Annotated in this window: 14 protein-coding genes; all 14 read right to left on the bottom strand. The window is 53.4% G+C overall.

The window, feature by feature from the left end; all coding sequences use genetic code 11:
* Positions 1-259 precede the first annotated feature (259 nt).
* On the bottom strand, positions 260-817 hold the full coding sequence (gene efp / locus ACML7B_RS04290) for an elongation factor P (RefSeq protein WP_346708123.1): 558 nt from the start codon (positions 815-817) through the stop codon (positions 260-262).
* Between the two features lie 60 nt (positions 818-877).
* The gene (locus tag ACML7B_RS04285; RefSeq protein ID WP_418539437.1) at positions 878-1,411 is read right to left on the bottom strand and encodes a YqeG family HAD IIIA-type phosphatase; all 534 of its coding nucleotides are present in this window, start codon (positions 1,409-1,411) and stop codon (positions 878-880) included.
* Entirely contained in the window at positions 1,411-2,196 is a 786-nt protein-coding gene (locus ACML7B_RS04280) for a shikimate kinase (protein WP_418539436.1), read from the bottom strand. Before ACML7B_RS04280 ends, ACML7B_RS04285 begins: the two co-directional genes overlap by 1 nt.
* Before the next feature lie 135 nt (positions 2,197-2,331).
* Positions 2,332-3,006, bottom strand: a complete 675-nt coding sequence (locus tag ACML7B_RS04275) for an N-acetylmuramoyl-L-alanine amidase family protein (protein WP_418539435.1) — start codon at positions 3,004-3,006, stop codon at positions 2,332-2,334.
* Positions 3,007-3,077: 71 nt separating this feature from the next.
* Positions 3,078-4,124 carry an aldose epimerase family protein gene (locus ACML7B_RS04270; protein ID WP_418539434.1) on the bottom strand — a complete coding sequence of 349 codons (1,047 nt, stop codon included), beginning with the start codon at positions 4,122-4,124 and terminating at the stop codon, positions 3,078-3,080.
* 96 nt (positions 4,125-4,220) lie between these two features.
* Positions 4,221-5,675, bottom strand: a complete 1,455-nt coding sequence (gene guaB, locus ACML7B_RS04265) for an IMP dehydrogenase (RefSeq protein ID WP_106790264.1) — start codon at positions 5,673-5,675, stop codon at positions 4,221-4,223.
* Positions 5,676-5,753: 78 nt separating this feature from the next.
* On the bottom strand, positions 5,754-6,245 hold the full coding sequence (locus tag ACML7B_RS04260) for a DUF6106 family protein (RefSeq protein WP_418539433.1): 492 nt from the start codon (positions 6,243-6,245) through the stop codon (positions 5,754-5,756).
* Between the two features lie 109 nt (positions 6,246-6,354).
* Positions 6,355-7,977 (bottom strand): chaperonin GroEL, encoded by a 1,623-nt coding sequence (groL, locus tag ACML7B_RS04255; protein WP_418539432.1) that lies wholly within the window; start codon positions 7,975-7,977, stop codon positions 6,355-6,357.
* A 35-nt stretch (positions 7,978-8,012) separates the two neighbouring features.
* Complete coding sequence (locus ACML7B_RS04250) at positions 8,013-8,297, bottom strand: co-chaperone GroES (protein WP_106790261.1); 285 nt, start codon at positions 8,295-8,297, stop codon at positions 8,013-8,015.
* Between the two features lie 101 nt (positions 8,298-8,398).
* The gene (locus tag ACML7B_RS04245; protein WP_106790260.1) at positions 8,399-8,698 is read right to left on the bottom strand and encodes a hypothetical protein; all 300 of its coding nucleotides are present in this window, start codon (positions 8,696-8,698) and stop codon (positions 8,399-8,401) included.
* Positions 8,699-8,762: 64 nt separating this feature from the next.
* A complete protein-coding gene (gene codY, locus ACML7B_RS04240; RefSeq protein ID WP_418539431.1) occupies positions 8,763-9,545 on the bottom strand; it encodes a GTP-sensing pleiotropic transcriptional regulator CodY in 783 nt (260 codons plus the stop codon).
* Positions 9,546-9,612: 67 nt separating this feature from the next.
* Positions 9,613-11,700, bottom strand: a complete 2,088-nt coding sequence (gene topA / locus ACML7B_RS04235; RefSeq protein ID WP_418539430.1) for a type I DNA topoisomerase — start codon at positions 11,698-11,700, stop codon at positions 9,613-9,615.
* A gap of 34 nt (positions 11,701-11,734) precedes the next feature.
* On the bottom strand, positions 11,735-12,814 hold the full coding sequence (gene dprA / locus ACML7B_RS04230; RefSeq protein ID WP_418539429.1) for a DNA-processing protein DprA: 1,080 nt from the start codon (positions 12,812-12,814) through the stop codon (positions 11,735-11,737).
* On the bottom strand, positions 12,811-13,398 hold a 588-nt coding region (locus ACML7B_RS04225; protein ID WP_418539428.1), incomplete at its 5' end, for an ATP-binding protein. The genes ACML7B_RS04225 and dprA, both read right to left, overlap by 4 nt.

Genomic DNA, 13,398 nt, shown 5'->3' with positions numbered 1-13,398 from the left:
GATATGGACCTCATGATCCTTCTTCACACCGGCTTTTACCTGTTGTTCCACCGCCTGCACAAACTGAAAATACGTCATAAATCTCCTTTCCTTCTGGCGGCCGCGTCTTTTGTTTTTCTCTGAGATCATTTGGCAGGATCCCTGCCTGAGATACATTTGGATCAAAGCTTCGGAACCGAAGCAAGAATATTATGGTAACTTCGATTATAAAAAAGCCCTGCATAAAATGCAAGGCTTTTTCCAAATCTCTTTCAAAATCTTATACACGGGAAAGATACTCGCCGGTACGGGTATCGATCTTGATCTTGTCCTCCTGCTCAACGAACAGCGGAACCATAACCTGCGCTCCCGTCTCAACGATGGCCGGCTTGGTGGCTCCCTGAGCGGTATCGCCCTTGAATCCGGGCTCAGTCTCTGTGATCACCAGCTCCACATTAAGCGGCGGCTCGATGGCGAACACATCTCCCTGGTAGGAACTTACCTTCACGCTTTCGTTCTCTTTCACAAACTTCAGGGAATCTCCCACAGTATCTGCATTGACCGCGATCTGGTCAAATGTCTCTGTGTCCATGAAGTAGTAAAGATCTCCGTCATTGTAGAGATACTGCATCTCTTTCCGGTCGATGTGAGCGTTCTCAAACTTCTCTGTAGGACGGAAGGTCTTCTCAACCACACCGCCGTTGATGATGTTTTTCAGCTTTGTACGCACGAAAGCCGCGCCTTTTCCAGGTTTTACATGCTGAAATTCCAGAATCTGATATACCGTTCCTTCAATCTCTACGGTAAGACCATTTTTAAAATCACCTGCTGATACCATTATAATCCTCCTTAATCGTGCGCCAGCCGCACATTCTACGTTCTACTCACTCTTCTCATTCTATAATAGATCTCGGCTTTTTTCAACCTTTTTTTCTTTCCCCCTGCTTTTCTCATAGGAACGCAGGACGATCCACTCCAGACGCCGCTTCAGCACGATCTGGATCTCCTCCCTGGGATGGATCGGCTTTACCAGGATACTGGGGATCCCGGCCCGCTTCGCCCCCCACACATCGGTGAAGAGCTGGTCGCCGATGAATACGGTATTCGTGGCGTCCGTACCCATGATCTCCATCGCCCGGTAATAATTTTTCGTAGAGGGTTTGTGGGCGTTGTATACATAATCCACCTGGATCCTCTCATTGAACATCTTCACCCGGGGCTCCTGATTGTTGGAGATAAGACAGCAGCGAAAGCCGATCTCCTTCAGCCTCTGAAACAGCCGGATCGCCCGCTCGTCCGCCGGCGCCCCGTGAGGGACCAGGGTATTGTCGATGTCAAAGATCAGGCCCCGGAAGCCTTGCTCATACAGTTTCTCAAAATCGATCACATAAGTTGACGCCACATACCGGTCTGGGAAAAATCGCTCAAACATTACTCTCCATCCATTTCCATCAGGCGCTGTACCAGTTCCTCACAGACCTGGAGCACCGTTTTATGATCTGTATTCACCACGATATCTGCTGCCGCTTCATACCGCTCCCGGCGTCCTTCCATCAGCCCCGCGATCTCCCGGACGCCCTTTCTTCCTTCCAGAAGGGGTCTCTCGTCATTGTCCTTCACCCGCTCGAAGATCACCTCCGGGCTTGCGGTAAGGAGGACCACCCTGCCGTTTTTCTTCATGGCTTCCACATTCTCGTTGCGAAGGGCCGCTCCGCCGCCGCAGGAGATCACCGTATTCTTCCGGGTCTGCAGTTCTACCAGAAGCTCTGTCTCCAAATTCCGGAAATACTCTTCTCCATAGGTCTCAAAGATGTCGGGGATACTCATCTCTTCCCGCTCTGAGATCTCCTGGTCCATCTCCACGATGTCCATGGCGAACATGGTGCTCAGATAATCGGAAACCGTGGATTTCCCGGCTCCCATGAACCCGATCAGCACAATATTGTAATCAAACAGCTTTCGGGCCTGCACCCGTTTACTGTTCTTCAGGATGCAGCGGAAGATGTCGTAGATCTCTTCCTTATATTTGTTGTCCGTCAATTTCTCTTCCAGACGTTTCTTCTGCTTCTCTTCCTGCTGGGGCTGCAGGATAGGCATTCCATACTCTTCCTTGTAGGACATGATCTTCTCTACAATGGCGCCCCGTTCCACCAGTGCGTCAATGATCTTGTCGTCACAGAGAGCCAGCTGTTCCCGGTACAGTTCCAAATCGTTCATGTTCTTCTCCTATTTCCTGATCCTGTCTTGCTTTCTTCATAAAAGAGGGCAGCTGCCGGCTTACCCGGCGCTGCCTGTGTATTATAACAGTATTCTGCAAACTTCGCAAGATGCTTCTCTTCTTCTCCCGCCTTCTTACGACTCCTCCCTGCTCTTTTCCAGGGCTTTCCCCACATCTGCCCGGAACGCCTCCCAGGCGTCCTCGTGCTGTACGAAATATCTGGGGCACTCCTTACCGGTCACGTCATAGTGCCGGATCACATCCTCCGGCCCCAGGTCAAACTTCAGGCAGAGCCAGGCGCAAAGCTGCACTGCCGAGCGGTAGGTAGCGTCTGTAAACTTCCCGCTTTCATCCGGGTGGCAGCACTCGATGGATACCGTGTCATGGTTCCGGTCATTGGAGGCATAAGCCACCTCCCAGGTGGGAACGCACTGGATGATCTCCCCCTCCAGGCCCACAATAAAATTACTGCTGCTGCGGGTGACATGGCTGTCTTTGAGGCCCTCGAAATAATTCCGGTTGGCCATGGCAGTGGCTCCCGGGTTGGCCGTGTAATGGACCACGATCCCTTTGATCCGGTCTGTCTTCGTCCCTGGCCGGGAATAGGGATTCACCGTCAGAAGCTCTACGTCCATCTCTGGCCTGGAGGCGTCCACCCGGTCTCCGGTCCGCTCAAAATACCCGCCCGGCCATCTGACTCCCAAAAGTCTGGCCCCGCCTGCCGCCGCCAGCGTTAAAGCCAGGATAAGAAGTCCCAGACGGAGATTCCGCTGTCGTCTCCGCTTCTTTCGTGTCGTTCTCTTCTGCACTTTTTTCGTCCCTCCCTTACGGTTCCGGACTCATTCTATCACAGGTTTCTTTCACAAACCGGAAAATTTTCTTAAACTTCTCTGAACATTCCCTGAGAAAACCGGTATACCGTACGGCTCTCCCATAACTGACCTCCCTTTGCAAGGGGTGTCGCAAACTCGGGATGGTTGACCGCGTCCGGGAAATACTGAGTCTCAAAGCAGGCGCCGCTTCGCTTTCCGTAGACCTTTCCTTCTTTCCCCGGTTCCGCCTCAATATAATTGGCCGTGTAGAACTGCACCCCTGGAAGGTCTGTGTCCACCTCCATGGCAATGCCGGTCTTCTCGGCATACATCCGGGCCACTGTACGCAAACCTGTCCCGTTAAGGACAAAATTGTGGTCGTACCCTCTGGCCATCACAAGCGCCGGATACTCCGCTCCGATCTCCTCTCCGATCCGTTTCCCCTGCCGCAGATCCATGGGCGTTCCTTCTACGGCCCGGATCTCTCCGGTGGGGATCGAATCTTCATCCGTGACTGTAAAACTGTCGGCCAGGATCTGGACCCACTGATCCTCCACGCTGCCGCTGTCATGGCCCCCAAGGTTGAAGTAACTGTGATTGGTCACATTGAGAAGGGTATCCGCCTCCGGACGGGCTTCGTAATGGATCGCCAGCTCCCCTGCATCTGTCAGGGTATAGGTCACCCGGATGGTCACTCCCCCCGGAAATCCCTGATCCCCGTCAGGACTGTAAAGCTCAAATGCCACATGGTCCTCCCCGGCTTCCAGAGTCTCCCACTTCCGCTGATTGTAGAAATCCCTTCCTCCGTGAAGGGTATTTCCCTGAGCGTTGGCAGTCAGATGGTATTCCTTTCCGTTCAGCTCAAACCGGCCTTTTCTGATCCGGTTTGCCACACGGCCCACCAGGCCCCCAAAGGAGATGGTACCCTTCTCATACCCGGCGGCGTCCTCATATCCCAGCACCACATCCACCAGATCGCCTTCCCGGTCCGGCACATACAGACGGACCACTGTGGCCCCGTAATCGGTGATGTGAGCCTCCATTCCCTTCTGGTTTCTCAGCCGGAAGAGCTGGCACTTTTCTCCCTTTTTTGTGGTTCCAAATGATTCTGTCATCTTTCTTTTCCTCTTTTCTTCCCATATTGCAGAAAAACGGGACCTCCGGGCAGTCCCCGGCGGTCCCCTTCCTTCTCTTTTCTATGTTCTCTCTGTCTATTCGTCAATGCTGTAGTTTGGCGCTTCCTTCGTGATATGGATGTCATGGGGATGACTCTCCTTCAGCGATGCGGAAGAGATCTTCACAAACTGGCCTTTTGTCTTCAGGTCTTCGATGGTGGCGGCTCCGCAGTATCCCATACCGGAACGTAAGCCTCCCATCAGCTGGAAGACGGTGTCTTCCACGCTTCCTTTGTATGCCACACGGCCTTCCACGCCTTCCGGCACCAGCTTCTTGGCGTCGGTCTGGAAGTACCGGTCCTTGCTTCCATTTTCCATGGCCGCGATGGAACCCATACCGCGATATACTTTGTATTTTCTTCCCTGGTACAGCTCAAAGCTTCCCGGGCTCTCGTCGCATCCCGCGAACATACTTCCCATCATGCACACATTGGCTCCTGCCGCGATGGCCTTGGTCATGTCGCCGGAATACTTGATCCCGCCGTCGGCAATGATGGGCACTCCGTACTTGTCCGCCGCCTCATAGCAGTCCATTACCGCCGTGATCTGGGGAACGCCGATACCGGCGATCACACGGGTGGTACAGATAGAACCAGGGCCGATGCCCACCTTCACCGCATCGGCGCCGGCCTTGATCAGGGCCTCAGTGCCCGCTCCGGTGGCCACATTTCCGGCGATCACCTGAAGCTGCGGGAATTTTGATTTCACCATATCCACCGTACGCAGTACATTGGCGGAATGTCCATGGGCGGAATCCATGACCACCACATCCACCTTGGCTTCTACCAGGGCCGCCGCCCGCTCCAGGCAGTTGGCCGTGATGCCAAGCGCCGCGCCGCACAGCAGTCTTCCCTGAGAATCCTTGGCAGACAGAGGATACTTGATCTGCTTCTCAATATCCTTGATGGTGATCAGGCCTTTCAGGTTAAAATCTTTATCAACAATAGGGAGTTTCTCTTTTCTTGCTTTCGCCAGGATCTTCTTGGCTTCCTCCAGGGTAATGCCTTCCGGCGCTGTGATAAGCCCCTCGGAAGTCATAGATTCCTTGATCTTCTTGGAGAAATCCTCTTCAAACTTCAGATCCCGGTTGGTGATGATCCCCACCAGTTTCTTTCCTTCTGTGATGGGAACTCCTGAGATCCGGAACTTGGCCATCAGATTGTTGGCGTCCTCCAGGGTATGTTCTGGTGAAAGATAAAAAGGGTCCGTGATGACTCCGTTCTCAGAACGCTTTACCTTGTCCACTTCCTCCGCCTGTGCTTCGATAGACATATTCTTGTGGATGATGCCAATACCTCCCTGCCGGGCCATGGCGATTGCCATCCTGTGTTCTGTAACGGTATCCATACCGGCGCTCATCATCGGGATGTTGAGCCGGATCGTCTTCGTCAGATTGGTAGACAGGTCTACCTGATTGGGAATCACTTCTGAAAAAGCCGGAACCAGCAGCACGTCGTCAAATGTAATTCCCTCTCCGATTATCTTTCCCATGTTATATCTTCCTCCCTTTCTTTCGTACCATTTAAATGCTATAATAACGAATTTCCCCGGTCCCTGTCAACCATTTCTTTACTGCCGCACCACTTTTCTGGGAGCCAGGAGGAAGAAACCTTCCACAATGGTGTCATTGGGTTCAAAAATAATCTTTTTCTGCTGCCCGTGTTCCGTTACCACCAGAGCATAGAGCCTGCCTCTGCCTGTGCCGGAACTGTAGTCCAAAGCCTTGGCCCGCTGATACTGGCGAAGCTCGATGGCATCAATGGGGGCCAGCACTTCCAGATCATTCACATTCATGGAGAAAACCCGTTTCCTCTTTGCCTTATGCATGATCTTGTCGATGTCCAGATCTCCGTTCACATAGAGGTATTCATACTCTACATCCAGCCGCCGGATCAGGATCACCGTCGCCGCGATCACAGCCACGGGGATGATGATCCCCAGGGGGAATAAAAATACGATCAGCACGGACACAATGGACAAGGAGACCAGAAGCGCCTTCAAAAAGACATCCTTCATGGTAGTCTGCTTTTTGATCAGTTGTTCTGTATAATAGTCACTCATGTTCTTTCCTCCAAAACAGAATATCAATTTTATCTATTGTATCATATTCTGACACAAAAAGAAAACTCCCCCTGAGGGGAGTTTTCAAAATTTTCACTTTTGCCCGGAATTACATCATTCCCATTCCAGCGCCGCCTGCAGGCATTGCCGGCGTCTCTTCCTTAATGTTAGCCACAACAGACTCGGTGGTCAACAGTGTGGAAGCTACGCTTGTCGCGTTCTGCAGCGCGCTTCTTGTAACCTTGGCAGGATCCAGGATTCCCTGTTTTACCATATCCACATACTCTTCTGTCAGCGCGTCAAATCCTACGCCCGGATTGGACTCCGCCACTTTGTTGATGATGACTGCTCCTTCCAGTCCTGCGTTGGCCGCAATGTGATAAAGAGGAGCTTCCAGGGCCTTCAGCACTACCTTGGCTCCTGTCTTCTCGTCGCCTTCCATGCCGTCCGCCAGCTTCGCAACTTCCTTGGCTGCGTGGATATAAGCAGAACCGCCTCCTGCGATGATCCCTTCCTCAACCGCCGCTCTGGTAGCTGCCAGGGCGTCTTCCATACGAAGCTTCGCTTCCTTCATCTCTGTCTCAGTAGCCGCTCCCACACGGATCACTGCTACTCCGCCTGCCAGTTTAGCCAGACGCTCCTGCAGTTTCTCACGATCGAAATCAGAGGTGGTCTCCTCGATCTGTGCCTTGATCTGGGCGATCCGGTCAGAAATGGCTTTCTTATCGCCAAGTCCGTCTACGATCACGGTGTTCTCTTTCTGAACCTTTACAGATTTGGCACGGCCAAGCTGCTCCATGGTAGTCTCTTTAAGATCCATGCCCAGCTCGTCGGAGATCACCTGTCCGCCGGTCAGGGTTGCGATATCTTTGAGCATCTCTTTTCTTCTGTCGCCGTATCCCGGAGCCTTTACCGCAACTACGTTGAAGGTTCCCCGCAGCTTGTTGACGATCAGGGTGGTCAGCGCCTCGCCCTCGATATCCTCAGCGATGATAAGAAGTCTTGCTCCGGACTGTACGATCTGCTCCAGCAGCGGAAGGATATCCTGGATGTTAGAGATCTTCTTGTCTGTGATCAGGATATAAGGATCTTCCAGGTTAGCTTCCATCTTATCCATATCGGTAGCCATATATGCGGATACATATCCACGGTCAAACTGCATACCTTCTACCAGGTCCAGTTCTGTCTTCATGGTCTTGGACTCCTCGATGGTGATCACGCCGTCGTTGGAAACCTTCTCCATAGCGTCCGCCACCATCTGGCCTACTTCTTCATCCCCTGCAGAGATGGCCGCAACTCTTGCGATCTGCTCCTTGCCGGTCACCTTGCTGGACATTTTTGCAATGGCCTCCACCGCAGTATCCGTAGCTTTCTTCATACCTTTACGAAGGATGATGGGGTTGGCCCCTGCCGCCAGGTTCTTGATCCCCTCATGGACCATCGCCTGCGCCAGAACGGTAGCTGTGGTGGTTCCGTCTCCGGCCACATCGTTGGTCTTGGAAGCAACTTCTTTGATCAGCTGCGCGCCCATGTTCTCAAATGGATCTTCCAGTTCGATCTCTTTGGCGATGGTCACGCCGTCGTTGGTGATCAGCGGAGCGCCAAAGGACTTATCCAGGACAACGTTGCGTCCCTTTGGTCCGAGAGTCACTCTTACGGTATCTGCCAGTTTATTAACGCCTACTTCCAGCGCTGCTCTTGAGTCAGCGCCATATTTGATTTCCTTTGCCATAGCTGCATGCCTCCTAATCAATTAATATGGTCTTCTTATTCAACGATTGCCAGGATGTCGTCCTGTTTTACGATAATGTATTCTTCGTCCTCGATCTCCACGGTGGTTCCGGCATATTTGGAATAGATCACCGTCTGACCTACGGACACGTTCATCTTCACTTCTTTTCCGTCTACAGTTCCTCCGGGTCCTACGGCCAGCACTTCCGCCTGCTGCGGTTTCTCTTTGGACTGTCCCGGGATCACGATCCCTGATTTGGTTGTCTCCTCAGCCACCAGCTGCTTCAATACGACTCTGTCGCCCAATGGTACTAATTTCATAATTTATGCCTCCTTAAACATCTATCTCAGGGTTGTTAGCACTCATAAAAAGAGAGTGCTAAAAGACTCTAGATATAAAATAGCACTCTCCGTTTGGTTTGTCAACAATTTTTATAAAATCCATTCTGAATATGAAATACGATCACACGGCCCAGCTTGTTCCAGTACCGCTCCCGTATCTGTCCCTGGCAGCTTACACTCTCTTCCTCCTGCTCCAGACTGCAAGTGTAAAGCGCGTCCAGAGAAAATACCGGCAGCTCTGTCTTGCCGGTGAGAAGCCAGATGGTCTCTTTCTCCGGGTCGCAGTTGATCACCTTGCAGATGTGGATCGTCTCGTCAAAGAAGCCGTCCTTTAAGATCACCCGCTCCATCTTCAGTTTCGCGGGGCACTCCTCGTACATATGCCTTCTCGCTCCTTTCCCTTACTCATAAGGAAGGGTATCAGTCGCCCGATACCCTTTCTCCTTAGTTGTTTCTTTCTTTCTTGATCCGCTCCAGCTCTGTGAACACGTAATCATTTACTACCTTGATGTAAGTTCCCTTCATACCAGAAGAGCGGGACTCGATCACGCCTGCGCTCTCGAATTTCCGCAGGGCGTTTACGATCACCGAGCGGGTGATGCCTACCCGGTCCGCGATCTTGCTGGCCACCAGGATCCCTTCCGTGCCGTCCAGCTCATCGAAAATATGGATGATGGCCTCCAGTTCCGAATAAGACAGTGTGCTGATGGCTGACTGGACGATGTGCTCTTTGCGGGTCTCCTCTGCGCTCTCCTCATTGACGGACCGGAGCATTTCCAGCCCTACCACCGTGGTCCCGTACTCACTTAAGATGATGTCGTCGATCTCATACATCTCCCCCAGTTTATAGATGAACAGGGTTCCCAGCCGTTCCCCCGCGATCTCGATGGGAGTGATGATGGCCTGGTAGCCTTTCACTGCAGCTTCCGAAAAGCCCAGGGTCTCAAGATTCACATTTTCTTTTGTGGAAAGAATGCTCAGGAGCCGTTCGTTCAACATCTCATCAATGTGTTTCCCCACATCCTTTTCGATCAGTTCCTCGATATAAGGAACATCACTGCATTTGCTCACTCCGAGAACCTTTCCTTTTTTGCTTACCACAAAAACATTTGAGTTCAATATTTCCGTCAGGACCGCATAGATGTCATTAAACACTACCTTACTCGAATTATTGTTATGCAGTAATTTGTTGATTTTTCTGGTTTTATCCAATAATTGTACGCTCATTTGCACTCCTCCATCCTTTGAATGTGATTTTAGCATATATTTCAAAAACATTCAACGAATTTTTCGGTTATTTTTCCTCTTTTTCAGAATTTTCTTTATTTTCTACAAAACCGCACTGATCGTTGCTGCAACGCAGCTTATTTCCCTTTTCTACCATGTAGGAGCCGCACCTTGGACAACTCTTCCCGGAAGGCTTCTGCCAGGACATGAACTCGCACTCCGGATTGTTCTCGCAGCCATAGTACTTCCTGCCTTTCTTGGTCTTACGGAGCACCACCTCTTTTCCGCACAGCGGGCATTTGACCCCGATCTTCTCCAGATAGGGCTTGGTATTGCGGCATTCCGGGAATCCCGGGCAGGCCAGGAATTTCCCGTGAGGTCCGTACTTGATCACCATGTTGCGGCCGCACTGGTCGCAGATCACATCGGTCACCTCGTCCTCGATCTTTACTTCCTTAAGCTCCTCCTGGGCTTTTTCTACCGCTTCCTCCAGGTCCGGATAGAAGTTCTCGATGATGGTCTTCCAGCTCACCTTTCCTTCTGCCACTCCGTCCAGGAGCCCCTCCATATTGGCGGTAAAGTTTACGTCCACGATACTGGGGAAGGACTGCTTCATGATATGGTTCACAACCTCTCCCAGTTCCGTCAGGTAGAGATTCTTGTTCTCCTTGGCCACATACCGGCGGGCGATGATGGTGGAGATGGTGGGCGCGTAGGTACTGGGCCGCCCGATCCCCAGCTCTTCCATAGTCTTTACCAGGGCCGCCTCCGTATAATGGGCCGGCGGCTGGGTAAAATGCTGCCTGCTCTCAAAACTCTCCCGGGTCAGTTCCATCCCCTTCTCCAGTCCGCCAAGGAGCATGTTCTTCTCTTCCTTCTCTTCATCCGCTTCTGTATAAACCGTGCGGAATCCTTCAAACAGGATCCGGGATGCCGCCACCGTAAACCGGTAATCGCCTGCCGCGATCCGCACAGAAGTCGTCTCATATCTGGCCGGCTGCATCCGGCTGGCCACAAACCGCTTCCAGATCAGCTGGTAGAGCCGGAACTGGTCTCTGGTAAGAGAATCCTTCATCTGGGCCGGTGTGCGGGTCACATCTGTAGGCCGGATGGCCTCGTGGGCGTCCTGGATGTTCCGTCCGTTTCCACCCCCTGCATTTGCCGGCGCCACAAATTCCTGCCCGTAATTCTGGGCGATGTAGGAACGCACACTGGCGTCCGCCTCCTCGGAGATCCGGGTGGAATCGGTACGCAGGTAGGTGATCACACCCACGGTGCCGTTTCCTTTGATATCCACGCCTTCATAGAGCTGCTGGGCGATCCGCATGGTCTTGGCCGTAGCGAAGTTCAGCGCCTTGGAAGCCTCCTGCTGCAGGGTACTGGTGGTAAAAGGAACGGGCATCTTCTTGGTCCGCTCTCCTTTCTTTACTTCTTCCACATAATACCGGGCGTCTTCCAGGTCTGCCAGGATCTTCTCCATCTCTTCTTTGGAAGTGATGGTCTTTTTCTCCCCGGCAGTGCCGTAGAACCTTGCAGTTACGCTTTTCTTCTCCCCCGGCGCCCGCAGCTGGGCTTCCAGGGTCCAGTATTCCTCCGGGATAAATGCGTTGATCTCTTCCTCCCGGTCCGCGATGATCCGCAGGGCCACCGACTGGACACGTCCGGCGGACAGGCCCCGTTTTACCTTCGCCCACAGAAGGGGGCTGATCTTGTATCCCACGATCCGGTCCAGGATCCGGCGGGCCTGCTGGGCGTCCACCAGGTTCATGTCGATCTCCCTTGGATGTTTCAGGGATTCCTTCACCGCGTTCTTGGTGATCTCGTTAAAGCTGATCCGGCTGGTCTTCTTGTCCTCCAGATTCAGCGCTTTGCTCAAATGCCAGGAGATGGCCTCTCCCTCCCGGTCCGGGTCGGTTGCCAGATAGATCCGGTCCGCCTTCTTCACTTCCTTGCGCAGTCCTGCCAGGAGTTCTCCTTTTCCCCGGATGGTGATGTATTTAGGTTCAAAATCATGCTCCACGTCGATGCCCATCTGGCTCTTGGGAAGGTCCCGTACATGGCCGTTGGAGGCGGTGACTACGTAATTTTTCCCCAGAAATTTCTTGATTGTCTTTACTTTGGCCGGTGACTCTACAATGACAAGATAGCGTGCCATAAAATCTGTATCCTCTCCAGGGTCCTCCCTGTACTCAGGGAACCCTTACATAATAATTCTTGGAAACCTCCCGCGCACAGCCCTTCAACTCCAGCGCCGTCAAAAGCCCCAGGAGTTCTCCAGGGGCGAATGTTGTCTCATCTTGCAGTTGGTCTATGCTCTTCGGGAAGAAATCGAGACAACTATACAACATATTTTCATGACTTTCAAGTATTTTTTCATTTTTGTCAGATTTTTGCCTCAAAAGGCGTTTCCCCTGCCCGATCTCCCACAGGAACTCCTCTGGGGACACCAGGATCCCGGCGCCCTGGCGGATCAGCTGATGGCAGCCCCAGCTCAGGGAACTGGAGAAAGGACCCGGCAGGGCGTACACATCTCTCCCCTGCTCCAGGGCCATGTCCGCCGTGATAAGGGAGCCGCTTTTCTCCCGGGCCTCCATCACCAGCACCTGATCGGCAAGCCCGCTGATGATCCGGTTGCGCACCGGGAAATGCGCCGGAAGGGGCGGCGTCCCCGGCGGATATTCCGAGAGAAGTCCCCCCGCCTTCTGGATATCCGTATAAAGACCGATGTGCTCCCTGGGATAGCAGATGTCCACCCCGCAGCCCAGCACACCGAACACTGCTCCGCCTCCGTTTAGCGCCCCCCGCTGGGCGGCCCCGTCTATGCCTCTCGCCAGGCCGCTCACCACCTGAACTCCTGCCCGGGCCAGAGCTTCTCCAAACTCCAGCGCCGCCTGTTCCCCATAGGGCGTACATTTCCGCGCTCCCACAATGGCCACGCTGGGGCGGTCATCCTCCGGCATCCTCCACTTCCCATAGAGGGCGTAAGGCGGCGACGGGATCTCAAGAAGGCGGCGGGGATAATCTTTATCAAACCAGGGGAGGAAGCGGATCCCTGCCGCAGTAAGCTTCCGGTAATCCTCCTCCACACCATCCTGTTTCCTGGCCTCGCACAGAGTGTCAAGCTCCTTCTCCCCCAGGACGGCGTCCTTTTTCAGTCTGCTTTCTTCTATATAATATATGTTCCTGGCGTCCCCGTAATATTCCCGCAGCTTTCTTTTTTTCGCCCCGGAGATCCCCCGGATCTTTCCAAGCCAGTATTCATACATCATCTAACCTCACCTCCCCGGTACTTGTATCCTGCCGTCCGGTATCCGATGGCCTCCATAAGATGGGGCGCGCGGATCCGCTCCTCTCCCTCCAGATCCGCGATGGTCCTGGCCACCCGCAGGATCTTGTGGCAGGTCCGGGCCGTCAGGTCCAGCCGGCGGAACGCCTCCTCAAGGAGTTTCTCCTCCGAAGGCCCCAGGGCACAGTAGCGCTCCAGCTCCCCGGCGGCAAGGCCTGCGTTGGTTCGGTGCCTGCTGCCCTGGTAGCGCTTCTTCTGGATCTCCCTGGCCGCGCACACCCGCTCCCGGATCTTCCCGGAGCTTTCTCCCGGTCCCTTGTCCCGCAGCGCCTCATAAGACAGCCTTACTGTCTCTGCGCACAGATCGATCCGGTCCAGGAGAGGCTGGCTCACCCGCCCCAGGTACTGCCGAATCTGAGGCGGAGTGCAGGTACATTTCTCCAGGTCCGGATAATTCCCGCAGGGGCAGGGGTTCATGGCCGCCGCCAGGATAAAATCCGCAGGAAACACGTAATTCCCCTGGCTTCTGGTGATCCGGATCCTGTGATCCTCCAGAGGCTGGCGCAG

Source organism: Massilistercora timonensis (assembly GCF_048354975.1).
Lineage (GTDB): Bacteria > Bacillota > Clostridia > Lachnospirales > Lachnospiraceae > Massilistercora > Massilistercora timonensis.
Note: the sequence above shows the minus strand (reverse complement) of the source record. Positions and strands in the feature narration are given on the sequence as shown.

What these genes read in the sequence shown, in the direction of transcription:
- ACML7B_RS04245 (WP_106790260.1), bottom strand. Translation starts at nt 8,698, where the DNA reads ATGTACGAGGAGTGCCCCGCGAAACTGAAGATGGAGCGGGTGATCTTA.
- guaB (WP_106790264.1), bottom strand. Translation starts at nt 5,675, where the DNA reads ATGGGAAAGATAATCGGAGAGGGAATTACATTTGACGACGTGCTGCTG.
- topA (WP_418539430.1), bottom strand. Translation starts at nt 11,700, where the DNA reads ATGGCACGCTATCTTGTCATTGTAGAGTCACCGGCCAAAGTAAAGACA.
- ACML7B_RS04260 (WP_418539433.1), bottom strand. Translation starts at nt 6,245, where the DNA reads ATGAGTGACTATTATACAGAACAACTGATCAAAAAGCAGACTACCATG.
- ACML7B_RS04250 (WP_106790261.1), bottom strand. Translation starts at nt 8,297, where the DNA reads ATGAAATTAGTACCATTGGGCGACAGAGTCGTATTGAAGCAGCTGGTG.
- ACML7B_RS04280 (WP_418539436.1), bottom strand. Translation starts at nt 2,196, where the DNA reads ATGAACGATTTGGAACTGTACCGGGAACAGCTGGCTCTCTGTGACGAC.
- ACML7B_RS04285 (WP_418539437.1), bottom strand. Translation starts at nt 1,411, where the DNA reads ATGTTTGAGCGATTTTTCCCAGACCGGTATGTGGCGTCAACTTATGTG.
- groL (WP_418539432.1), bottom strand. Translation starts at nt 7,977, where the DNA reads ATGGCAAAGGAAATCAAATATGGCGCTGACTCAAGAGCAGCGCTGGAA.
- ACML7B_RS04270 (WP_418539434.1), bottom strand. Translation starts at nt 4,124, where the DNA reads ATGACAGAATCATTTGGAACCACAAAAAAGGGAGAAAAGTGCCAGCTC.
- dprA (WP_418539429.1), bottom strand. Translation starts at nt 12,814, where the DNA reads ATGATGTATGAATACTGGCTTGGAAAGATCCGGGGGATCTCCGGGGCG.
- efp (WP_346708123.1), bottom strand. Translation starts at nt 817, where the DNA reads ATGGTATCAGCAGGTGATTTTAAAAATGGTCTTACCGTAGAGATTGAA.
- codY (WP_418539431.1), bottom strand. Translation starts at nt 9,545, where the DNA reads ATGAGCGTACAATTATTGGATAAAACCAGAAAAATCAACAAATTACTG.